Genomic DNA, 20,545 nt, shown 5'->3' on the forward strand with positions numbered 1-20,545 from the left:
CATGAAGGTTTTGTTCTGTGGAGACATCGTCGGCCGGTCCGGCCGCGATGCGGTGATCAAGGAAGTACCCCGCCTGCGCCAGGAGCTTGGCCTCGACTTCGTGGTCGTCAACGGCGAGAACGCCGCCGCCGGCTTCGGCATCACCGCCCGGATCTGCGCCGACCTGCACGAGGCCGGGGTCGACTGCATCACCACCGGCAACCATGTCTGGGACCAGCGCGAGATCGTCCCCTACATCGCCCAGGACAAGCGCCTGCTGCGCCCGCTCAACTTTCCGCCGGGCACGCCCGGCTGGGGCGCCAACCTCTTCCAGACGGGACGCGGCCACAAGATCGTGGTGATCAACGTCATGTGCCGGCTGTTCATGGACGCACTCGACGATCCGTTCCGTGCCCTCGACGCGGAACTGGCGAAGTACACGCTGGGCGGCACGGTCCAGTGCGTGCTGGTGGACGTCCACGGCGAGGCGACCAGCGAGAAGCAGTCGATCGGCCACTATTGCGACGGGCGGGTCTCGGCCGTGCTGGGGACGCACAGCCACATCCCGACCGCCGATTGCTGGATCCTTCCCGGCGGCACCGCCTACCAGACCGACGTCGGCATGTGCGGCGACTACGATTCGGTGATCGGCATGAAGAAGGAGATCGCCATGCAGCGCTTCGTCCGCAAGATGCCGGGCGAGCGCCTGGCGCCGGCCGAAGGGGAGGGGACTTTGTGCGCGGCCCTTGTCGAAACCGACGACCGGACCGGCCTCGCCTCCTCGGTCCGCCCCATCCGGCTGGGCGGCAGATTGCCCCCAGCGCCGTGACAATCCTGTATCTTGTGTGAACTGGGGGTCGTTCCTATCTATTAGATGTAGGTTGAAGAGCCTCGTTGACGTCCTGGGGAAAACACGGCATCCTTTTGAAGTTAAACGATTTTTCGCTGCATTTGCGGCGACTGTCTTAAGGTTAGAGGGGGCGTCGGAATCTAGGTTCCGACGTTTTTTAGCGGGGGCTTCGGCCCCCGCCTTTTTTTGTGCCGCACCCCCCTCGGGCGTGTCTAACACTCCCAAAGCCCACGAGAAGTGGTATAGCCGGCCCATCTCATCACTGAATCTGGTTGTCGGGCGATGGCTGGCCATTCCCAATTCAAGAACATCATGCACCGCAAAGGGCGCCAGGACGCCCAGCGGGCCAAGATCTTCACCAAGCTGATCCGCGAGATCACCACGGCGGCGCGCCTGGGCGCGGCCGACCCGGCCTCCAACCCGCGGCTGCGGGCGGCCGTGATCGCCGCGCGCGACGCCAACATGACGCGGGACACGATCGACCGTGCGATCAAGCGCGGCTCGGGCGGCGACGCCGACGCCAACTACGACGAGATCCGCTACGAGGGCTACGGCCCGGCCGGCGTGGCGCTCATCGTCGAGGCCCTGACCAACAACCGCAACCGCACGGCGGGCGAGGTCCGGTCGATCTTCTCCAAGCATGGCGGCAATCTCGGCGAGACCAACAGCGTGTCGTTCATGTTCGACCGCATGGGCGAGTTCCGCTACCCGCTGGCCGCCGGCACGGCCGACGAGGTGCTGGAGAAGGCCATCGAAGCCGGCGCCGACGACGTGGTGAGCGGCGAGGGCGAGGAGGGCGTGCACGAGATCTACTGCGCCCAGGACAGCTTCAACACGGTGCGCGAGGCACTCGAGGCGTCGCTCGGCCAGCCGTCGGTCGCCAAGCTGACCTGGCGGCCCAAGACGACCGCGCCGGTCGAGGGCGAGACGGTCCAGACGCTGCTCGACCTGATCGGCGCGCTCGACGACAACGACGACGTGCAGAACGTCTACGCCAATTTCGAGGTGTCCGACGACGCCCTGGCGAAGTTCGCGGCCTGACGTGACGGCGCGATGAGACTGATCGGCCTCGATCCCGGTCTTCGGCTGACCGGCTGGGGCGTGATCGAGGTCGATGGCAACCGGCTGCGCCACGTCGCGCACGGGGTCGTGCGGGTGCCCGTCGAGGGAGGCCTCGCGGACCGGCTGCGGGCGCTGTTCGACGGCGTCGCGTCCGTCGTCGAGGCGCAGCGGCCGCTCGAGGCCGCGATCGAGGAGACCTTCGTGAACGTCAACCCCGCATCGACGCTGAAGCTCGGCCAGGCGCGCGGCGTCGTCATGCTGGCGCCGGCGCGGGCCGGGCTGCCGGTCTTCGAGTATGCCGCCAACCTGGTGAAGAAGTCGGTGACCGGGGCGGGGCACGCCGACAAGCGCCAGATCGCCATGATGGTGGGCCGCCTGCTGCCCGGCATCGAGGCGACCAGCGATGCCGCCGACGCGCTCGCCATCGCCATCTGCCATGCCCATCACCGCGCCACCGCGAAGCGGGTCGAGGCGGCGCTGTGATCGCCAGGCTGAAGGGCACCGTCGATTCGGTCGACGCCGACAGCGCCGTCATCGACGTCGGCGGCGTGGGCTACCTCGTCTCGGCCTCGTCGCGGACGCTGCGCGACCTCGCCGACGGCGCCGCCGTGTCGATGCTGGTCGAGACGATCGTGCGCGAGGACGCGATCTCCCTCTACGGCTTCCTCGACGTCGCCGAGCGCGACTGGTTCCGCATCCTGACCACGGTCCAGGGCGTCGGCGCGCGGGTGGCGCTGTCCATCCTGTCGACCCTGTCGCCCGACGAGATCGTCCGCGCCATCGCGGCGCAGGACCGGTCGACGCTCAGCCGGCCGGCGGGCGTGGGGCCGAAGCTCGCGGCCCGGCTGGTCACCGAGCTCAAGGACAAGGCGGCCGCTTTCGGCGTGGCGCCGGTCTCGCGCGGGGCCGCCGCTCCGTCCGCCGCCGCGCCGGCGGGCTCGGTCAACGAGGATGCCGTCTCGGCCCTCGTCAACCTCGGCTACAAGCGGGTGGAGGCGTTCGGCGCCGTGGCGCGGGTCACGCAGCGTCTGGGTGAGGGCGCGACCTTCGATGCCGTCGTGCGGGCCGGCCTGCAGGAGCTGGCGCGATGAGCGGGCCCGGCGAGGGCGGCGAGCGGCTGGTCGGCGGCAAGCGCGGCGAGGAGGATTCGGCCGAGCTGGCGCTCCGGCCGCAGACCATCGACGACTTCATCGGCCAGAAGCAGCTGCGCGAGAACCTCAGGATCTACGTCACCGCGGCCAAGGCGCGCGGCGAGGCTCTCGACCACGTGCTCTTCCACGGCCCGCCCGGCCTCGGCAAGACGACGCTGGCGCAGATCGTGGCGCGCGAGATGGGCGTCGGCTTCCGGGCGACCTCGGGACCGGTGATCCAGAAGGCCGGCGACCTCGCCGCCCAGCTCACCAACCTGCAGCCGCACGACGTGCTGTTCATCGACGAGATCCACCGGCTCAACCCGGCCATCGAGGAGGTCCTCTATCCGGCGATGGAGGATTTCCAGCTCGACCTGATGATCGGCGAGGGGCCGGCGGCGCGCTCGGTGCGCATCGAGCTGCCGCCCTTCACGCTGGTCGGCGCGACGACGCGGTCGGGACTGATGACCCGCCCGCTGCGCGAGCGTTTCGGCATTCCCCTGCGCATGGTGTTCTACGAGCCGGCAGAGCTCGAGACGATCGTCCAGCGGGCCGCCCGCGTGCTGAAGATGCAACTCGCGCCCGACGGCAGCGCCGAGATCGCCAAGCGCTCGCGCGGCACGCCGCGCGTCGCCAACCGGCTGCTGCGACGGGTGCGCGACTTCGCGGCGGTGGGCGGCCACGCCGTCGTCGATGCCGGGGTGGCCGACGAGGCGCTCACGCGGCTCGAGATCGACGGGCGCGGCCTCGATTCCATGGACCGGCGCTACCTCGCCTGCATCGCCGAGAACTATGGCGGCGGGCCGGTCGGGGTGGAGACGCTCGCGGCGGCACTCAGCGAGCAGCGCGACGTGATCGAGGACGTGATCGAGCCGTACCTGATGCAGCTCGGCCTGCTGATGCGCACGCCGCGCGGCCGGCTGCTGTCGGAAGGCGGCTACCGGCACATCGGGCGGGCGATCCCGAGCGACCAGAAGCGCCAGCTCGACCTGCTTGCCGCCGGCGACGATTCGGGGGACGCGTGAGCGGCGCGCCGGCGGCCGGACCCGCGTGCGGCCGACTGGCCGACGGCGCCCACGTCCTGCCCCTGCGCGTCTACTACGAGGACACCGACGCCGCCGGCATCGTCTACTACGCCAACTGGCTGCGCTTCCTCGAGCGCGGCCGCACCGAGCTCCTGCGCCTGCTCGGCCAGGAGCACAGCGCGCTGCGCGCCGAGCGTGGGGTGAGCTGGGTCGTGCGGCGCTGCGCCATCGACTACCTCAAGCCGGCGCGGCTGGACGATGCGATCGAGATCGTCACGCGCTGCGGGGAATTGCGCGGCGCGTCGCTGGACATGGTCCAGCACGCCCAACGCGACAACCAGATCCTGGTCCGCGCCGAGCTCGTCGTCGCCTGCATCGGCGAGGACGGCCGGCCGGTCCGATTGCCGCCGCACGTGCGGACTGCCCTGGCCCAGGTGTCGACCGAGAAGGTCACGACACGGGGCTCGCCCCGCTCGCGCCATATTCAGGTATAACCTTTTGAACCAACGGAGATTCCAATGGACGCGTTTGCCCAGGTCGCCGGCACCCCCCTCGGCGACGGGACCGGTACGATCGACATGTCGGTCTACGGCCTGTTCATGCAGGCCGATTGGGTCGTCAAGGCGGTGATGATCGCCCTGCTGCTCGCCTCGTTCTGGTCGTGGGCCATCATTTTCGAGAAGGTGCTGCGGCTTCGCTCGCTGAAGAAGAGCGCCCAGTCGTTCGAGGACACGTTCTGGTCGGGCGTCTCGCTGGAGGACCTCTACGATCGCGTCGGCACCAAGCCCGACGATCCGATGTCGAGCGTCTTCTCGGCGGCCATGCGCGAGTGGCGTCGCTCGGTCTCCAAGGGGCTGGCGGCCAGCGCCACGGCGCGGGCCGCGCTGCGGCAACGCATCGAGCAGGTCATGGGCGTCACGATCCAGCGTGAGATGGAGGCGATCGAGAAGCGGCTGGGCTTCCTCGCGACGGTCGGCGCCAACGCCACCTTCGTCGGCCTGTTCGGCACGGTGTGGGGCATCATGAACAGCTTCGGTCACATCGCGCAGTCGAAGAACACGTCGCTCGCCGTGGTGGCGCCCGGCATCTCGGAGGCGCTGTTCGCCACGGCGATCGGCCTCGTTGCGGCGATCCCGGCGGCCGGCGCCTACAACATCCTGTCGGGCCAGGTCACGCGCTACGCCCAGCAGCTCGAGGCCTTCGCCGGCGAGTTCATCACCATCCTGTCGCGCCAGCTCGAGGAGCAGGTCTGATGGCCGGCATCATTCCCGCCGCCGGCTCGGTCAGCGGGGGCGGGCGCTTCCGCCGCCGGCGCTACACGCCGATCGCCGACATCAACGTCACGCCGCTGGTCGACGTCATGCTGGTGCTGCTGATCATCTTCATGGTGACGGCGCCGCTGTTGCAGGTCGGCGTGCCGGTCGACCTGCCCAAGACCAGCGCCCAGCAGGTCGGCGGCAAGGACGAGCCGCTGGTCGTCTCGGTCAACGCCCAGGGCGAGGTGTTCCTCGGCGAGACCAAGTACGACCTGCCCGAGCTCTCGGCCAAGCTGAAGGCCGTGCACGAGGAGAAGCCGGACCAGCGCGTCTTCATGCGCGGCGACAAGGCGGTCGACTACGGCAAGATGATGGAGGTCATGGGCGTGGTGATCGACAGCGGCTTCCGCCAGCTCGGCCTGCTCGGCGAGGCGGCGCAGCAGCTCGGCAAGGGCACGGTGTCGCCGGCACCCGCGCAGGCGCCGGCCGGCCCGGCGCCGCGCGGCGGCACGCCGGCTCCCGCGCCGACTGCCATCCCGAAGCGCTGACGGGAGGGACCGGCAGGGATCGATGTCCGCCCGCATCCCCCAGAGCCTGGAAATGCGCACGCCGGCCATCGTGTCGGCGATGCTGCATGTCGTCGTGCTGGGGGCGGCGGTGATGAACCTCGACTTCTTCAGCCGCCCGCCGATGATGGAGCCCGAGCCGGTGATGGTCGAGTTCGAGGCGATCGACAAGCATGCGGCGGCGCCCAAGATCGGCAATCCGCCGCCGCAGCCCAAGGACGTGCCGGTCGCCGAGGAGGCAACCAAGGCGCCGCCGCCCAAGAGCGCCGAGCCGCCGCCGGCGCCGGAGAAGCCCAAGCCGGAGCCCGTCGAGGCCAAGCAGCCGCCGCCGCAGCCGGTCGAGAAGCCCAAGCCGCAGGAAGCCAAGCCGCAGGACGACCAGATCGCGCTCAAGCCCAAGGAGCCGGAGCCGCCCAAGGTCGAGAAGCCGCCCGAGCCGCCCAAGCCCGAGCCGCCCAAGGAGGTGAAGAAGCCCGAGCCGCCCAAGCCGCCGCCGCCGAAGCCGACGCCGCCCAAGCAGAAGAGCGTCGATTCGATGATCGACGACATCCTGAAGAACAAGGAGTCGACGCAGAAGCACCAGACGCCGGAGCAGCAGCCCAAGCCGGTGCAGCAGGTGACGCGGCAGGCCGCGGCCGCCCCCAACCTGGCCGCCGTCGTCACGGCGAGCGAGATCGAGGGCGTGCGCAACAAGATCCGGCCGTGCTGGAACACGATCGGCGGCTCGCGCGACCAGGGCATGATCATCACGCTGATCGTCCAGATGAACCAGGACGGCACGCCGGTGCGCGCCGACCTGAAGGATATCGGCCGCTACAACCGCGACGCCGCCTTCCGGGCGGCGGCCGACGCGGCCCATCGCGCCATCATGAACCCGCGCTGCCAGCCCTGGCCGTTGTCACCGGAAAAATACAATTCCTGGCGGACAATCACTTTCAACTTCGACCCGCGCGACTACTGATGGCGAGCTTGTCGACGATCTCGCCCACGGCGGCTTTGGTCGCGATCATGATGACCGCAAGCGCTACGTCGAGCGCTGGCATGGCGCAGTCGTCGCAGCCGAAGCCGACAGTCGATTCGATGATTGATGACATTCTGAAGCAGAAGCGACCTCGCCAGGGAAGCACTGCGCAGCCGGCCGCCCCTGCGCCCGCGTCAACCGCCGCCGCCGCGCCGTCGGCCTCGCCATTGGGCGAGACAGGCATGACGGCGAACGAGATCGAAGCCTTGCGCAACAAGATCCGGCCTTGCTGGCAAACGGTGCCCAAGGGGGCTTTGGTAACTATTCGCGTCGAGGTCGGTCGCGACCGCGTTCCGGTCAAGGCCGAGATCGTCGACAAAGAGCGCTACGCAAGCGACAAGGATTTTCGCGCGGCGGCCGATGCCACCCATCGCGCCATCATGAACCCGCGCTGCCAGCCTTGGCCGTTGTCACCGGAAAAATACAATTCCTGGCGGACAATCACTTTCAACTTCGACCCGCGCGACTACTGACAGGCCGCTGCGTTATAGAGACCCCCCTCCATGAACAACCCTCCATCAACAAGAGGTCCGACATGAAGCTTCACCGACGGTCGACCATCCTGGGCGGCGCCGCCCTGGCGGCCGGCTCCGCCGCCTGGCCGGCCCACGCCCAGCTGACGATCGACATGACCCGGCCGTCCTTCGAGCCGGTGCCGATCGCCATCGTCGATTTCGGCGGCGACAGGGTCGGCGCCGACATCGCCAACGTGGTCCGCAACGACCTGCAGAATTCCGGCCTGTTCCGCTCGATCCCCCCGAGCTCCTTCATCGAGCGCGACGTCGGCGCGAGCGCCGCGCCGCGCTTCGCCGACTGGCGCAGCATCGGCGCCGCGGGCCTGGTCGTGGGCCAGGTCCAGCAGACCGGCGGCAGCATCAAGGTCGACTTCCGGCTGTGGGACGTCGTGGTCGGCCAGCAGGCGACCGGCCTGTCCTTCACCAGCCAGCCCGGCAACTGGCGGCGCCTCGCCCACATCATCGCCGACGCGATCTACAAGCGGGTCACCGGCGAGGAAGGGTACTTCGACACCCGCGTCGCCTATGTGTCTGAGACCGGGCCGCTCAACGCCCGCGTCAAGCGCATCGCCATCATGGACCAGGACGGTGCCAACAACCGCTTCCTGACCGACGGCCGCACGATCGCCATCACACCGCGCTTCTCGCCGACGCTGCAGGAGATCGTCTACATGGCCTACGGCGAGGGCACGACCCCGCCGCGCGTCTACCTGCAGAACGTCGACAGTTCCCGCCGCGAGCTGCTCGGCAACTTCCCGGGCATGAGCTTCGCGCCGCGCTTCTCGCCCGACGGCACCAAGGTCGTGATGAGCATCTCGTCCGAGGGCAAGACCAACATCTACGAGATGGACGTGCGCGGCCGGGCACTGCGGCGGCTCACCAACTCGTCGGCCATCGACACCTCGCCATGCTTCTCGAACGACGGCACGCAGATCGTCTTCAATTCCGACCGCGGCGGCACCCAGCAGCTCTACGTCATGGGGGCGGGCGGCGGCGGCGAGCGGCGCATCAGCTTCGGGCAGGGGCGCTACGCGACCCCGGTCTGGTCGCCGCGCGGCGACTGGATCGCCTTCACCAAGATCACGAGCGGCGGCTTCGGCATCGGCGTGATGCGGCCCGACGGCAGTGGCGAGCGCCTGCTGGCCAACGGCTTCCTGGTCGAAGGTCCGACCTGGGCGCCCAACGGCCGCGTGATGATGTTCTTCCGCCAGCAGCCCAACTCGGGTGGCCGCGCCGGCTCCGTCACAATTCACCAGATTGACATAACCGGCCGGTTCGAACGTCAGGTACCAACGCCGACCGACGCGTCGGACCCGGCCTGGTCGCCCTTGATTCCGCAATGATGCGGAATATGATCGATTCCATCGGCCCGGGCGTACCCCTCGCTCGGGTCGATGCTCTCAGGGAGTGCTGGTAAATGAGGATTTTCAAGGCTTTCGCCGCGGTCGTGGCGATGTTGGTCATGGCTGCGTGCAGCAACGAGCAGTCGCAGCAGACCGCCACGGCGACGTCGACCGTCACTCCCGGATCGGTTGCGGACTTCCGACAGAATGTCGGCGACCGCGTCTTCTTCGACACCGACCAGTCGACCATCCGCGAGGATGGCCGCCAGACCCTGAACCGTCAGGCCGAGTGGCTGAAGAAGTATACGAACTATCCCATCACCATCGCCGGCCACTGCGACGAGCGCGGCACCCGCGAGTACAACCTGGCGCTCGGCGAGCGCCGCGCCAACGCCGCCCGCCAGTACCTGATCGCCCAGGGCGTTCCGGCCTCGCGCATCAAGACCATCAGCTACGGCAAGGAGCGTCCGGATCCGGTCGGCTCCGACGAGGCGGCGTGGGCGCGCAACCGCCGCGCCGTGACCGAGCTGCAGTGACCCGCGCACCCCGCGTGTGATCCCGAACGCCGGTCGCCCAGCGACCGGCGTTTGCTTTTGCGGCCCCCGCCGGCGGCGCATTGCACCCGGTGTGGTCCTGCCTGAAAATGGCCGTGTTTCCCCTCAAACTGTCGCCGTCCACCCATGAAGTACCGCCTTCTCCCGCTGATCGTCCTGGCTCTCGTGCTGCCGACCGCGGCCGGCGCGCAGCGCGTCGATCCGGTCTACATCGAGGACCGGCTGAACCAGCTCCAGCAGGCCATCACCAACCTGACGGGCCAGCTCGAGCAGCTGCAGCACCGCAACCAGCAGCTTCAGCAGCAGCTCGAGAAGATGCAGGCCGACTACGAGTACCGGCTCGACCAGCTGGACAAGGGCGGGGGCGGCGGCCGTCCGGGCGGCGGGGCGACGCGCCCGGGCCCGAGCCATTCCGCGGCGGCGCCACCGCCGCCCGCGGCGGCTCCGGCGGCGTCCGGCGAGCAGGCCTATCACGACGCCTTCAAGAAGCTGCAGGACGGCGACTATGCCGGCGCCGAGCGCGGCTTCAAGACGTTCCTCCAGAGCAACCCGCGCAGCAGCCTGGCCGGCAATGCGCAGTACTGGCTGGGCGAGAGCTACTACGCGCGGCGCGACTACCAGAGCGCCATGGCCGCGTTCGCCGAGGGCTACAAGACGTACAAGACCAGCGCCAAGGGGCCCGACAACCTGCTCAAGCTCGGCATCACGCTGGCCGTGCTCGGCCGCAAGGCCGATGCCTGCGCCGTCTTCTCCAAGTTCAGCAACGACTATCCGCGCGCCACCGATCTGCAGAAGCGCCGCATCGATCAGGAGCGCCGGAAGAACGGCTGCGGGTGAGCGCGCCCGCTCGCCAGCCTCTCGACGCCGACGCCTTCGCGCAGCTGATGGCGCCGCTCGGGCCGTTCGAGCGGCCGCCCACCGTGGCTGTGGCCGTTTCCGGCGGCCGCGATTCCCTGGCACTCGCATTGCTGGCCCAGAGGTGGGCCGTGGCGCGCGGCGGCGCGGTCGTGGGCCTCATCGTCGATCATGGATTGCGGCCCGCCTCGGCGGGCGAGGCGGCGCAGGCTGCCGCGACGCTCGAGGCGCTGGGCTGCAGGCAAGAGATCCTGTGCTGGACGGGGGCCAAGCCCGCGAGCGGCGTGCAGGCGGCGGCGCGGGCGGCGCGCTACGCGCTGCTGCGCGAGGCCTGCGGCCGGCGCGGCATCCTGCACCTCCTTCTCGCCCATCATGCCGACGACCAGGCGGAGACCGTCGCCATGCGCGCGGCCCGGCAGAGCGGCGGCGACGGGCTCGCCGGCATGGCGGCCGTGGTCGAGCTGCCCGAGGTCCGCCTCCTGCGGCCGCTCCTGGCGGTGGGCCGGGCGCGCCTTACGGCCACGCTGGAGGCCAACGGCATCGCCTGGCTGGACGATCCCTCCAACCTCGACCCGCGGTTTGAGCGGGCGCGGCTGCGCCTGGCCGGCGCTCCGGGCGGCGTGCCGGCGCCGTCCGCCACCATCCGTGCCGACCGCGAGCGCGCGCTGGCAACCGCCGCCGTCGCCTCCCTGGCCGACCGGGAAGACGGCATCGTCATCGACCCGACGGCGTTCGCCGGGCTCGAGGAGGGCGTGCGGACGCGGCTGCTCAGCCGCGTGGTGCAGTCGGTCGGGGGGCGGGACCATCCGCCGCGGCGCGACCGGCTGGCGCGTGCCGCGACCCGGCTGGGGGCCGCCGGACCGCGGGGAAAGTCGGGACGGGGCCAGGACTTCACCCTGTCCGCCTGCCGGCTGGAGCTGCGGCAGGGTGCCGGAGGCGGCCCGCCGGGCTGGATTGTCCGGCCCGAGCATGGCAGGAGATTTGCCGGAACCGGGGCTCAGCCCTTGATTCCCGCCGCATATTTTGCTTGCGGTGCGTCCGCAGCTTCCCATCTAGAATGACATTCCATCCAACCGGACAGAGCCCGTGAACCCTTTCAACCGCAACGCCGCCCTCTGGATCGTCATCGTCCTGCTGCTGGCCCTGCTGTACAGCGTGTTCCAGGGCGGAACGACCCGGTCGACGGGCAACACGGTCTCCTATTCCGACTTCGTGCGCGCCGTCGAGCAGCGCCAGGTCCAGGACGTCCGCATCCAGGGCAACACGATCACGGGCACCTTCCGCGAGCCGCGCAACGGCGTGCAGAAGTTCGCGACCTACGTTCCGTCGACGCCGGTCGACGAGCAGCTCATGCCGATGCTGATCAAGAACGTCGATCGCGTCGATGCCGGGCCGGCGGAGGAGGGCGTCAACCTCGGCTCGATCTTCGTGAGCTGGCTGCCCGTGCTGGTGCTGGTCGGCGTCTACATCTTCTTCCTGCGCCAGATGCAGAGCGGCACCGGCCGCGCCATGGGCTTCGGCAAGTCGCGGGCGCGCCTGCTGACCGAGAAGCACGGCCGCGTCACCTTCGAGGACGTCGCGGGCATCGACGAGGCCAAGTCCGAGCTCGAGGAGATCGTCGACTTCCTGAAGGACCCGCAGAAGTTCCAGCGCCTGGGCGGCAAGATCCCCAAGGGCTGCCTGCTGGTCGGCCCGCCGGGCACGGGCAAGACGCTGCTGGCGCGCGCCATCGCCGGCGAGGCCAACGTGCCGTTCTTCACCATCTCGGGCTCCGACTTCGTCGAGATGTTCGTGGGCGTGGGCGCGAGCCGCGTGCGCGACATGTTCGAGCAGGCCAAGAAGAACGCCCCCTGCATCGTGTTCATCGACGAGATCGACGCGGTCGGCCGCCATCGCGGCGCCGGCCTGGGCGGCGGCAACGACGAGCGCGAGCAGACGCTGAACCAGCTGCTGGTCGAGATGGACGGCTTCGAGTCCAACGAGGGCGTCATCCTGATCGCCGCGACCAACCGCCCCGACGTGCTCGATCCGGCGCTGCTGCGCCCGGGCCGCTTCGACCGCCAGGTCATCGTGCCCAACCCGGACGTCGGCGGCCGCGAGAAGATCCTCAAGGTCCACATGCGCAAGGTGCCGCTGGCGCCCGACGTCGACCCGCGCGTGCTGGCCCGCGGCACGCCGGGCTTCTCCGGCGCCGACCTCGCCAACCTCGTGAACGAGGCGGCGCTGCGCGCGGCGCGCGTCGGCAAGCGGCTCGTCACCATGGCCGACTTCGAGTACGCCAAGGACAAGGTCCTGATGGGCACCGAGCGGCGCTCGATGGCGATGACCGACGAGGAGAAGAAGCTCACGGCCTATCACGAGGCCGGCCATGCGCTGGTCGCCATGCACGTGCCGAAGAGCGATCCGCTGCACAAGGTCACGATCATCCCGCGCGGCCGGGCGCTCGGCGTCACCATGCAGCTGCCCGAGCGCGACCATCTCAGCCACACCAAGCAGTTCCTGGAATCGCGGCTGGCCATCATGTTCGGCGGCCGCACCGCGGAGGAGATCATCTTCGGCGCCGAGAACGTGACGACGGGTGCCGCGAGCGACATCCAGGTCGCCACCCAGACGGCGCGCGGCATGATCACCGCCTACGGCATGTCGGAGAAGCTCGGCCGGGTGCGCTACCAGGCCAACGAGCAGGAAGTGTTCCTCGGCCACGCGGTGACGCAGACGCAGAACGTCTCCGAGGCCACCGCCCAGCTCATCGACCAGGAGGTGCGCCGCCTGATCGAGGAGGCCGAGGGCAAGGCCCGCAGCATCCTCACCGACCATCTCGAGGACCTGCACATGATCGCCCGGGCGCTGCTCGAGTACGAGACGCTGAGCAACGACGAGATCGGCCAGATCCTGCGCGGCGAGAAGATCGTGCGCGACGACACCGGCGGCGCCGGCAGCCACGACCGCCGCCGCCGCGCCTCGGTGCCGACCAGCTCCGGCCAGGGCGCCAGCCCGGGTCCGGGCCCCAGCCCCGAGCCGCAGCCGGGCGTCTGACCCTGCGGCCCCTCCGTCCGGCGCATCGCCGGACGGATCGCCGGCCATGACCATCCCTCCCGCGCCCGTTCCTCTCGCGCCCGCCCGCTCCCCGAGCATCCGCTTCGCCGGCCTCGCTCTCGATCGCCCGAGGATCATGGCGATCGTCAACGTGACGCCGGATTCCTTTTCCGACGGCGGCGAACGCCTCGACCCGGCGCGGGCCGTCGACGACGGCCTGCGCTTCGTCAGCGAGGGCGCCGACATCGTCGATGTCGGCGGCGAGTCGACGCGGCCCGGCTCGCGACCGGTTGATGCCGACGAGGAGCTGCGGCGCGTCCTGCCGGTCGTCGAGGGGCTCGCGCGGCGGGACGTCGCCGTGTCGGTCGACACGAGGCGCGCCGCCGTGGCGCGGGCCTGCCTCGATGCCGGCGCGCGCGTCGTCAACGACGTGTCGGCGCTGCAGGACGATCCGGCGCTGCTGCCGCTGGTCGCCGGGCGGGGAACGCCCGTGGTGCTGATGCACCGCAAGGGCCGCGCCGAGGACAAGTACGTCGTGCCGCGCTACCGCGACGTCGTCGAGGAGGTGCGGGACTTCTTGGTGGCGCGCGCCGAGGCCTGTTGCGCGGCCGGCGTCCGGGCCGCGGACATCGCCATCGATCCCGGCCTGGGGTTCGGCAAGAGCGTCGAGGAGAACCTCGCCCTGGTCGCCGGCTGCCGGCGGCTGGCCGATGCCGGCCATCCGGTGCTGATCGGGGCGTCGCGCAAGAGCTTCATCGGCCGGCTGACCGGCGTCGAGGAAGCGCGGCGGCGCGATCCGGCCTCGATCTGGCTGGCGGTCGAGGCCAGCCGGCGCGGTGCAGTGCTGCTGCGAGTGCACGACGTCGCCGGGACGCGGCAGGCCCTCGCGGTCTCGCAGGCGATGCGTTAGGTTTCCGGCGATGTCCCGTTCCCTTTTCGGCACCGACGGCGTGCGCGGACGCGCCAACAGCGAGCCCATGACCGCAGAGATCGCCATGCGAATCGGCATGGCGGCCGGCCAGGTCTTCAACCGCGGCGACCACCGCCACCGCGTCGTGATCGGCAAGGACACCCGCCTGTCGGGGTACATGATCGAGCAGGCCATGACCGCCGGCTTCCTGTCGGTCGGCATGGACGTGCTGCTGCTGGGACCGCTGCCGACGCCGGCCGTCGGCTTCCTGACCCGGTCGATGCGCGCCGATGTCGGCGTGATGATCTCGGCCTCGCACAATCCCTACGAGGACAACGGCATCAAGCTGTTCGGCCCGGACGGCTTCAAGCTGTCGGATGCGGTCGAGACGCAGATCGAGGCGCTGGTGCGGGCGTCGGGCGGGGTCAGGCTGGCGGCGGCCGACATGATCGGACGCGCCAGGCGGCTGGACGACGCCGAGGGCCGCTACATCGAGGCGGTGAAGGCCTCGGCCGGGCGCGGGCTCGACCTGACGGGGCTGCGCATCGTCGTCGATTGCGCCAACGGGGCCGCCTACAAGGTGGCGCCCACCGTGCTCTGGGAGCTGGGCGCCGAGGTGATCCCGGTCGCGGTCTCGCCGGACGGCTTCAACATCAACGGCAACTGCGGCTCGGCCCATCCGGGCAAGCTGCAGGAGCAGGTGGTCGCCTACCGCGCCGACATCGGCATCGCCCTCGACGGCGACGCCGACCGCGTCGTGCTGTCCTGCGAGCGCGGCCGCCTGATCGACGGCGACCAGCTGATGGCGACCATCGCCGACCGCTGGGCGGGCGAGGGCCGGCTGGTCGGCGGCGGCATCGTCGCCACCGTGATGTCCAATCTCGGCCTCGAGCGTTTCCTGGCGGCGCGCAAGCTCAGGCTGGAGCGGGCGGCGGTCGGCGACCGCTACGTGCTCGAGCGCATGCGGGCCGACGGCTTCAATCTCGGCGGCGAGCAGTCGGGACACATCATCATGACCGACCATGCGACGACGGGCGACGGCCTGATGGCCGCGCTGCAGGCGCTGTCGGCGATGATCAAGAGCGGCCGGCCGGCGAGCGAGACCTTCCACGCCTTCGACCCGGTGCCGCAGCTCCTGAAGAACGTCCGGGTCGGCGACGCCAATGCGGCGCTGTCGGCCGACGCCGTGACGCGCGCCATCGCGTCGGCTGAGGAGCGCCTCGGCAACGGCGGGCGCATCCTGGTGCGCAAGTCGGGCACCGAGCCGCTGATCCGGGTGATGGCCGAGGGTGACGATTCGGAGCTCGTGCGCACGGTCGTCGACCAGATCATCGAGGCGATCCCCCGGCAGGCGGCATGAAGGGCCGCGTGCTGATCGTCGCCGGGTCCGATTCCGGCGGCGGCGCGGGCATCCAGGCGGACATCAAGGCGGTCACGGCGCTGGACGGCTTCGCCGCCACCGCGATCACGGCGCTCACCGCCCAGAACACCGAGGGCGTGCACGGCGTCGTGGCGATCGATCCGGCGTTCATCGCGCAGCAGATGGAGGTGGTCCTGACCGACATCGGCGCCGATGCGGTCAAGACCGGCATGCTGCACAGCGCCGAGGTGATCGCCACGGTGGCCGCGACGCTGGCGCGCCACGCGCCGGACGTGCCGCTGGTCGTCGATCCGGTGATGGTGGCCAAGGGCGGCCATCGCCTGCTGCTGAGCGAGGCCGAGGCCGCATTGCGCGACACGCTGCTGCCGATGGCGGCGCTCGTCACGCCCAACCTGCCCGAGGCCGAGGTGCTGGCGGGCTTCCCGGTCCGCGAGGAGAGCGACATGCGCCGCGCCGCCGAGCACCTGATCGGGCTCGGGGCGCAGGCCGTGCTGCTGAAGGGCGGCCATCTCGAGGGCGACACGATCGTCGACCTGCTGCTGCAGCGCGACGGGAGCCTCGAGCGCTTCGAGGACCGTCGTATCGCCAGCCGTCATACCCACGGGACGGGCTGCACGCTCGCCTCGGCGATCGCCGCCGGCATCGCACAGAAGATGACCCTCGTGGAGGCGGTCCGGCGGGCGCGGGCCTATGTCCGGCGGGCCATCGAGACCGCCCCCGGCCTCGGCCGCGGCCACGGCCCGCTCAATCATGCGGTGACGGTTCGTTCCTGAGCACGATCACATCTGATCGACTCATTGCTGGGGGCACGCCATTCCATGGCGCTCTCGTCTTTCCTCCCTGCGCATCAGCGCGGGGAGGTGGCCCGTAGGGCCGGAGGGGTCATGGAGTCCAACCGCGATGCCCCTGACCCCTCCGTCCGCTGCGCGGACACCTCCCCAAGCCCCGCTTGGGGAGGCAGAGACAAGCGCCACGGAACGGCCCGCGCCCAGCAAGATTGATCTCGAGTCATCATGCGCTGGTCTTTCGGACCGCGAGCCTCCGGCTCGCTCATTGTCTCGAGCGAGCCGGAGGCTCGCGGTCCGGAAGACACGAGAGGACGCGCCCCGCCGTTCAGATCAGCGCGGCGTTCTTGTCGACCGGCGCCGCCGGCAGCCACTTGCCGGCCTCGGCCAGCACGAGGAAGTCCCATAGCGCCCGGTTGAAGGCGTCGGGCTCCTCGATGTTCACCGTGTGGCCGGTCTTGGCGAACATCGCGAGGCCGGCATTGGGCAGCACCTGCTTCAGCCAGAGGCTGGGCTGCAGGCAGGGTTCGTCCTCGTCGCCGCAGACGATCAGCACGGGCAGGTCGAGCGCCTTCCACTCCGCTTCGAAGTCGTAGAGCGACGGCCGCTTGCCCTGATACTCCTGCATGGTGTTGGCCGAGCCCGTGTCGTCGTGCTCCGACAGGTGCTTCACGAACTCTGCAAAGCCGCGCGGATCCTTCAGCCGGAAGCGGGAGCGCGTCGGGTTGCTGTTCAGGCTTTCGGCATAGGTGGCCATGCCCGCGCGGCGGATGCGCTGGGCCGTGGCCTGCGCGTCGGTCTTGAAGCGCTCGTGGCCCTCGCGGCCGGCGCCCGAGCCGATTCCCGCCAGCGTGAGCGACAGCGCCCGGTCGCGATACTGCCGCCCGAAATGCGCTGTCGCGAAGGCGCCCTGCGAGAGGCCGACGATGTGCGCCTTGTCGATCCCGAGATGGTCGAGCATGTGGCGGGCATCGTCGATCGCGTGCTTCTGGCCGTACATCGCGGCCTCGGCCGGCACGTCCGAGCCGGGATAGCCGCGGAAGGAGTAGGTGATGCAGCGGTAGCGCCGCGCGAAGAAGCGCATCTGCGGTTCCCAGCTGCGCCAGTCGCCGCTGTACTCGTGGACGAACAGGATCGGCGTGCCCTGGCCGGCCTCCTCGAAGTAGAGTTTCACACCGTCGGGGGTCGTCGCCTGCGGCATTGCCTGTCTCCCGTCTCCGTTCGCGTCGAGGGGCAACGATACGGGCTTTCCCCCGTGCCAAAAGGAAAAACGACCGGCCCGGCCCTTGCTAGACTGCGCGCATGAGCGCGCCCGCCCCTTTCAGTCCCCGCCACGAGCAGATCTTCCCGGTCTTCCAGGAGCAGGACCTCGCGAAGCTGCGCCGCTTCGGCAGCCTGCGCTCCTTCGCGGCCGGCGAGGCGCTGGCCGAGTCGGGCAAGGCCAGTCCGGGCATGTACGTGATCCTGTCCGGCGAGGTCGAGATGAGCCGCCGCGAGGCCGACGGCCGGCGCGACCTCGTCGCCACCCACGGGGCGGGCGGCGTGTCGGGCGAGCTCACCGCGCTCTCCGGCCGGCCGAGCCTGGTCGACGCCGTCGCCACCCGCCCGGTCGAGGCGGTGCTGGTCGCCCCCGACCGGCTGCACGACCTGATGATCGAGGAGGCGGAACTCGGCGAGCGCATCATGCGCCTGTTCATCCTGCGCCGCGTGCTCCTGCTGCAGAGCGGCGCCGGCGGGCCGGTGATCGTCGGTCGCGCCGACCAGGGCGCGGTCCTGCGCCTGCAGAACTTCCTGTCGCGCAACGGCCACCCGTTCCAGACGCTGGATCCGGGCAGCGATGCCGGCGCGCGGGCGCTGATCGAGCGCTTCAAGGTCGGGCCGCACGACCTGCCGATCGTGCTCTGCCCCAACGGCGAGCTGCTGCGCAACCCGAGCGAGGTGACGCTGGCGCGCTGCATCGGCCTGGTCGGCGCGATCGATCCGGCAAAGGTCTACGACGTCGCCATCGTCGGCGCCGGGCCGGCCGGGCTCGCGACCGCGGTGTATGCCGGCTCGGAGGGGCTGTCGACGATCGTGCTCGACAGCCGCGCCTTCGGCGGACAGGCCGGGGCGTCGGCGCGGATCGAGAACTATTTCGGCTTCCCCACCGGCATCTCGGGACTGGCGCTCACCGCCCGCGCCTTCAACCAGGCGCTGAAGTTCGGCGTCGACATGGCGATCCCCGACGAGGTCGCCGACGTCCGTTGCCTCGGCGACCGGTTCCGCCTCACCCTCGCGAGCGACGAGCAGCTGCAGGCGCGCGCCGTCGTCATCGCCAGCGGCGCGCGCTACCGGCGCCTCGACGTGGCCAACGTGGCCGACTTCGAGGGCAGCGCGCTGCACTACTGGGCCTCGCCCCTCGAGGCCAAGCTGTGCGGCGGCCAGGAGGTCGCGCTGGTCGGCGCCGGCAACTCGGCGGGGCAGGGCGCCATCTACCTCGCGCCGCGTGTCGCCAAGCTGTGGCTGCTGGTGCGCGGCGGGGGGCTCGAGGACACGATGTCGAGCTATCTGGTCGAGCGCATCGCGGCCCAGCCCAACATCGAGGTGCTGACCGAGACCGAGATCGTGGCGCTGGACGGAAGGGACGGCGACCTCGAGACCGTGCGCTGGCGGCACCGTCCCTCCGGGCGCGAGACCGAGCGGCCGATGCGGCACGTCTTCCTGTTCATCGGCGCGGAGCCCAACACGGCGTGGCTGGCGCAATGCGACGTGGCGCTCGACGACAGGGGGTTCGTCCGCACCGATCCCGGCTGGGACGGCGGGCGCCGGCCGATGGAGACCAGCCGCCGCGGCATCTTCGCCGTCGGCGACGTCCGGTCGGGGTCGGTCAAGCGCGTGGCCGCGGCGGTGGGCGAGGGCGCGCAGGTCGTCTCGGCCCTGCACGCCTATCTCGCCGACTGACCGTCAGGCGCCGAACCGCTCCAGCCGCTCGAGCACCGCCGGGATCCTGTCGTCGGCCACGTTGGCGAAGGCCAGCCGCACGAAGCGCTCCTGGCCGGCGCCGAACATGTCGCCGGGGATGGTGAGCAGGTTCTCCTCGTCGGACAGGCGCCGCGAGACCTCCGTCGAGCGCTGGCCGGCGAAGGGATGCTCCACGTAGGCGAAGTAGGCGCCGATGCTGACCAGGCGCCAGCGGTTGGAACGCTGCAGGCCCTGGCCCAGGAGGTCGGCCCGGGCCTTGAGCCCTTCGGTGTTGCGCCGCGCCCAGGGCAGCAGGTTGCCGAGCCCGTACAGCGCCGCCTCCTGGCCGAGCCGCGGCGGGCAGATCGAGACGCAATCCATCGCCTTCTCGATCTGGGCGATCAGCTCGGCGCCGGCGGTGACCGCGCCGACGCGGTAGCCGGTGAGCGCGAACACCTTGGAGAAGCTGTAGAGATGCACCAGGGTGCGGCGCCAGCCGGGATCGGCGAAGAGTTCGTGCGGCCGCTCGCCCTCGGGCAGGAAGTCCTTGTAGGTCTCGTCCAGGATGAGGGCGATGCCGCGCCGGCGGGCGAGCTCGTAGAACTCGTGCAGGGTCTCGCGCGGATAGACCGCGCCGGTCGGGTTGTTCGGCGAGATCAGGACGATGGCGCGGGTCCGGGGGCCGATCAGCGGCTCGGCGTCGGCCGCCGACGGCACCGCGCCCGAGCCGGGACGGAAGTCGAGCGGCACCGGCTCGACGCCCTGCATGCGCATCCACATGTCGTGATTGAAGTAGTGCGGCCGCGGCAGGATCACCTGGTCGCCCGCCTTGGCGAGGCTCATCAGGGCGAGGCAGAAGGCCTGGTTGCAGCCGGAGGTGATGCCGACCTCGCCGGCGGTGACCGGTGCGCCATAGAAGGACGAGATATGGCCGGCGTAGCGTTCGCGCAGCGCCGGCAGCCCCAGGATCGGCGTGTAGCCGTGCATCGCGGGGTCGAGGAGCAGCTCGCCGAGATGACGGCGCAGCTCGATGGCCGGCGGGTAGCCGGGCACGGCCTGGCTGAGGTCGATGAGAGGCCGCTCGGCCGGAAAGGTGCGGCCGAGCACCCATCGCCGGGTTTCGCCGATCGGAGAGGGCTCGACGGCGGCGAGCCAGGGGTTCACGCCAGGGATGCCTTCCTTGCCGTGGATGGAATTCACACTGCCGTTCTGCACGAACGTCCTCCCGTTGCGAAACGCGGCCGGAGCATCCGGGTCTTGCACCGGCCTGTCAAACAACGGACCCCATCCCTTGGCTCGAAAGGCGTTGCCTGCGCCGCAGCTTGTGCCTATCGTCG

At 70.3% G+C, this 20,545-nt stretch carries 21 protein-coding genes; 19 read left to right on the forward strand and 2 right to left on the reverse strand.

The genetic code is table 11. The annotated features are described in order from the left end of the window. The first annotated feature begins 1 nt into the window (after position 1). From ACO073_RS12855 to thiD, 18 genes are all read left to right on the forward strand, one after another. Entirely contained in the window at positions 2–808 is an 807-nt protein-coding gene (locus tag ACO073_RS12855; RefSeq protein WP_421997827.1) for a TIGR00282 family metallophosphoesterase, read from the forward strand. A gap of 303 nt (positions 809–1,111) precedes the next feature. After that, entirely contained in the window at positions 1,112–1,870 is a 759-nt protein-coding gene (locus tag ACO073_RS12860) for a YebC/PmpR family DNA-binding transcriptional regulator (RefSeq protein ID WP_421997828.1), read from the forward strand. Positions 1,871–1,882: 12 nt separating this feature from the next. Beyond that, on the forward strand, positions 1,883–2,374 hold the full coding sequence (gene ruvC / locus ACO073_RS12865) for a crossover junction endodeoxyribonuclease RuvC (protein ID WP_421997829.1): 492 nt from the start codon (positions 1,883–1,885) through the stop codon (positions 2,372–2,374). Continuing rightward, the gene (gene ruvA, locus ACO073_RS12870) at positions 2,371–2,982 is read left to right on the forward strand and encodes a Holliday junction branch migration protein RuvA (RefSeq protein ID WP_421997830.1); all 612 of its coding nucleotides are present in this window, start codon (positions 2,371–2,373) and stop codon (positions 2,980–2,982) included. The genes ruvC and ruvA overlap by 4 nt, the downstream gene beginning before the upstream one ends. Beyond that, positions 2,979–4,046 (forward strand): Holliday junction branch migration DNA helicase RuvB, encoded by a 1,068-nt coding sequence (ruvB, locus tag ACO073_RS12875; RefSeq protein ID WP_421997831.1) that lies wholly within the window; start codon positions 2,979–2,981, stop codon positions 4,044–4,046. The genes ruvA and ruvB overlap by 4 nt, the downstream gene beginning before the upstream one ends. Further along, positions 4,043–4,540 carry a tol-pal system-associated acyl-CoA thioesterase gene (ybgC, locus tag ACO073_RS12880; protein ID WP_421997832.1) on the forward strand — a complete coding sequence of 166 codons (498 nt, stop codon included), beginning with the start codon at positions 4,043–4,045 and terminating at the stop codon, positions 4,538–4,540. The genes ruvB and ybgC overlap by 4 nt, the downstream gene beginning before the upstream one ends. Positions 4,541–4,564: 24 nt before the next feature. Further along, positions 4,565–5,299 (forward strand): protein TolQ, encoded by a 735-nt coding sequence (tolQ, locus tag ACO073_RS12885; RefSeq protein ID WP_421997833.1) that lies wholly within the window; start codon positions 4,565–4,567, stop codon positions 5,297–5,299. Next, positions 5,299–5,850 (forward strand): protein TolR, encoded by a 552-nt coding sequence (gene tolR, locus ACO073_RS12890; RefSeq protein ID WP_421997834.1) that lies wholly within the window; start codon positions 5,299–5,301, stop codon positions 5,848–5,850. The genes tolQ and tolR overlap by 1 nt, the downstream gene beginning before the upstream one ends. Before the next feature lie 22 nt (positions 5,851–5,872). Next, positions 5,873–6,829 (forward strand): hypothetical protein, encoded by a 957-nt coding sequence (locus tag ACO073_RS12895; RefSeq protein WP_421997835.1) that lies wholly within the window; start codon positions 5,873–5,875, stop codon positions 6,827–6,829. Then, complete coding sequence (locus tag ACO073_RS12900) at positions 6,829–7,362, forward strand: hypothetical protein (protein ID WP_421997837.1); 534 nt, start codon at positions 6,829–6,831, stop codon at positions 7,360–7,362. The genes ACO073_RS12895 and ACO073_RS12900 overlap by 1 nt, the downstream gene beginning before the upstream one ends. A gap of 62 nt (positions 7,363–7,424) precedes the next feature. Further along, the gene (gene tolB, locus ACO073_RS12905; RefSeq protein WP_421997838.1) at positions 7,425–8,747 is read left to right on the forward strand and encodes a Tol-Pal system beta propeller repeat protein TolB; all 1,323 of its coding nucleotides are present in this window, start codon (positions 7,425–7,427) and stop codon (positions 8,745–8,747) included. A 74-nt stretch (positions 8,748–8,821) separates the two neighbouring features. Continuing rightward, complete coding sequence (gene pal, locus ACO073_RS12910; RefSeq protein WP_421997839.1) at positions 8,822–9,283, forward strand: peptidoglycan-associated lipoprotein Pal; 462 nt, start codon at positions 8,822–8,824, stop codon at positions 9,281–9,283. Between the two features lie 144 nt (positions 9,284–9,427). After that, positions 9,428–10,138, forward strand: coding sequence for a tol-pal system protein YbgF (gene ybgF / locus ACO073_RS12915; protein WP_421997840.1), 711 nt, complete (start codon positions 9,428–9,430; stop codon positions 10,136–10,138). Then, the gene (gene tilS / locus ACO073_RS12920; protein ID WP_421997842.1) at positions 10,135–11,217 is read left to right on the forward strand and encodes a tRNA lysidine(34) synthetase TilS; all 1,083 of its coding nucleotides are present in this window, start codon (positions 10,135–10,137) and stop codon (positions 11,215–11,217) included. The genes ybgF and tilS overlap by 4 nt, the downstream gene beginning before the upstream one ends. Positions 11,218–11,242: 25 nt before the next feature. Next, positions 11,243–13,192 carry an ATP-dependent zinc metalloprotease FtsH gene (gene ftsH, locus ACO073_RS12925; RefSeq protein ID WP_421997844.1) on the forward strand — a complete coding sequence of 650 codons (1,950 nt, stop codon included), beginning with the start codon at positions 11,243–11,245 and terminating at the stop codon, positions 13,190–13,192. Between the two features lie 46 nt (positions 13,193–13,238). Further along, the gene (gene folP / locus ACO073_RS12930) at positions 13,239–14,102 is read left to right on the forward strand and encodes a dihydropteroate synthase (RefSeq protein ID WP_421997846.1); all 864 of its coding nucleotides are present in this window, start codon (positions 13,239–13,241) and stop codon (positions 14,100–14,102) included. Positions 14,103–14,112: 10 nt separating this feature from the next. Next, positions 14,113–15,462: a phosphoglucosamine mutase gene (glmM, locus tag ACO073_RS12935; protein ID WP_421997847.1), complete on the forward strand. Its 1,350-nt coding sequence runs from the start codon at positions 14,113–14,115 to the stop codon at positions 15,460–15,462. Further along, positions 15,459–16,256 (forward strand): bifunctional hydroxymethylpyrimidine kinase/phosphomethylpyrimidine kinase, encoded by a 798-nt coding sequence (gene thiD / locus ACO073_RS12940; RefSeq protein WP_421997849.1) that lies wholly within the window; start codon positions 15,459–15,461, stop codon positions 16,254–16,256. The genes glmM and thiD overlap by 4 nt, the downstream gene beginning before the upstream one ends. A gap of 340 nt (positions 16,257–16,596) precedes the next feature. Here thiD and ACO073_RS12945 read toward each other — a convergent pair whose 3' ends face one another. Continuing rightward, positions 16,597–17,469, reverse strand: coding sequence for an alpha/beta fold hydrolase (locus tag ACO073_RS12945; RefSeq protein WP_421997850.1), 873 nt, complete (start codon positions 17,467–17,469; stop codon positions 16,597–16,599). Between the two features lie 101 nt (positions 17,470–17,570). Here ACO073_RS12945 and ACO073_RS12950 point away from each other — a divergent pair, with 101 nt between their 5' ends. Next, positions 17,571–19,208: an FAD-dependent oxidoreductase gene (locus ACO073_RS12950; protein WP_421997851.1), complete on the forward strand. Its 1,638-nt coding sequence runs from the start codon at positions 17,571–17,573 to the stop codon at positions 19,206–19,208. 3 nt (positions 19,209–19,211) lie between these two features. On the opposite strand, the gene ACO073_RS12955 is transcribed toward ACO073_RS12950, so the two are convergent. Continuing rightward, complete coding sequence (locus tag ACO073_RS12955; RefSeq protein WP_421997852.1) at positions 19,212–20,423, reverse strand: aminotransferase; 1,212 nt, start codon at positions 20,421–20,423, stop codon at positions 19,212–19,214. Positions 20,424–20,545: the final 122 nt, after the last annotated feature.

Origin of the sequence: Reyranella sp. (genome assembly GCF_965229815.1) — a bacterium.
GTDB lineage: Bacteria > Pseudomonadota > Alphaproteobacteria > Reyranellales > Reyranellaceae > Reyranella.

What these genes read in the sequence shown, in the direction of transcription:
- ACO073_RS12855 (WP_421997827.1), top strand. Translation starts at nt 2, where the DNA reads ATGAAGGTTTTGTTCTGTGGAGACATCGTCGGCCGGTCCGGCCGCGAT.
- ACO073_RS12860 (WP_421997828.1), top strand. Translation starts at nt 1,112, where the DNA reads ATGGCTGGCCATTCCCAATTCAAGAACATCATGCACCGCAAAGGGCGC.
- ruvC (WP_421997829.1), top strand. Translation starts at nt 1,883, where the DNA reads ATGAGACTGATCGGCCTCGATCCCGGTCTTCGGCTGACCGGCTGGGGC.
- ruvB (WP_421997831.1), top strand. Translation starts at nt 2,979, where the DNA reads ATGAGCGGGCCCGGCGAGGGCGGCGAGCGGCTGGTCGGCGGCAAGCGC.
- tolQ (WP_421997833.1), top strand. Translation starts at nt 4,565, where the DNA reads ATGGACGCGTTTGCCCAGGTCGCCGGCACCCCCCTCGGCGACGGGACC.
- tolR (WP_421997834.1), top strand. Translation starts at nt 5,299, where the DNA reads ATGGCCGGCATCATTCCCGCCGCCGGCTCGGTCAGCGGGGGCGGGCGC.
- ACO073_RS12895 (WP_421997835.1), top strand. Translation starts at nt 5,873, where the DNA reads ATGTCCGCCCGCATCCCCCAGAGCCTGGAAATGCGCACGCCGGCCATC.
- ACO073_RS12900 (WP_421997837.1), top strand. Translation starts at nt 6,829, where the DNA reads ATGGCGAGCTTGTCGACGATCTCGCCCACGGCGGCTTTGGTCGCGATC.
- tolB (WP_421997838.1), top strand. Translation starts at nt 7,425, where the DNA reads ATGAAGCTTCACCGACGGTCGACCATCCTGGGCGGCGCCGCCCTGGCG.
- pal (WP_421997839.1), top strand. Translation starts at nt 8,822, where the DNA reads ATGAGGATTTTCAAGGCTTTCGCCGCGGTCGTGGCGATGTTGGTCATG.
- ybgF (WP_421997840.1), top strand. Translation starts at nt 9,428, where the DNA reads ATGAAGTACCGCCTTCTCCCGCTGATCGTCCTGGCTCTCGTGCTGCCG.
- folP (WP_421997846.1), top strand. Translation starts at nt 13,239, where the DNA reads ATGACCATCCCTCCCGCGCCCGTTCCTCTCGCGCCCGCCCGCTCCCCG.
- glmM (WP_421997847.1), top strand. Translation starts at nt 14,113, where the DNA reads ATGTCCCGTTCCCTTTTCGGCACCGACGGCGTGCGCGGACGCGCCAAC.
- thiD (WP_421997849.1), top strand. Translation starts at nt 15,459, where the DNA reads ATGAAGGGCCGCGTGCTGATCGTCGCCGGGTCCGATTCCGGCGGCGGC.
- ACO073_RS12945 (WP_421997850.1), bottom strand. Translation starts at nt 17,469, where the DNA reads ATGCCGCAGGCGACGACCCCCGACGGTGTGAAACTCTACTTCGAGGAG.
- ACO073_RS12950 (WP_421997851.1), top strand. Translation starts at nt 17,571, where the DNA reads ATGAGCGCGCCCGCCCCTTTCAGTCCCCGCCACGAGCAGATCTTCCCG.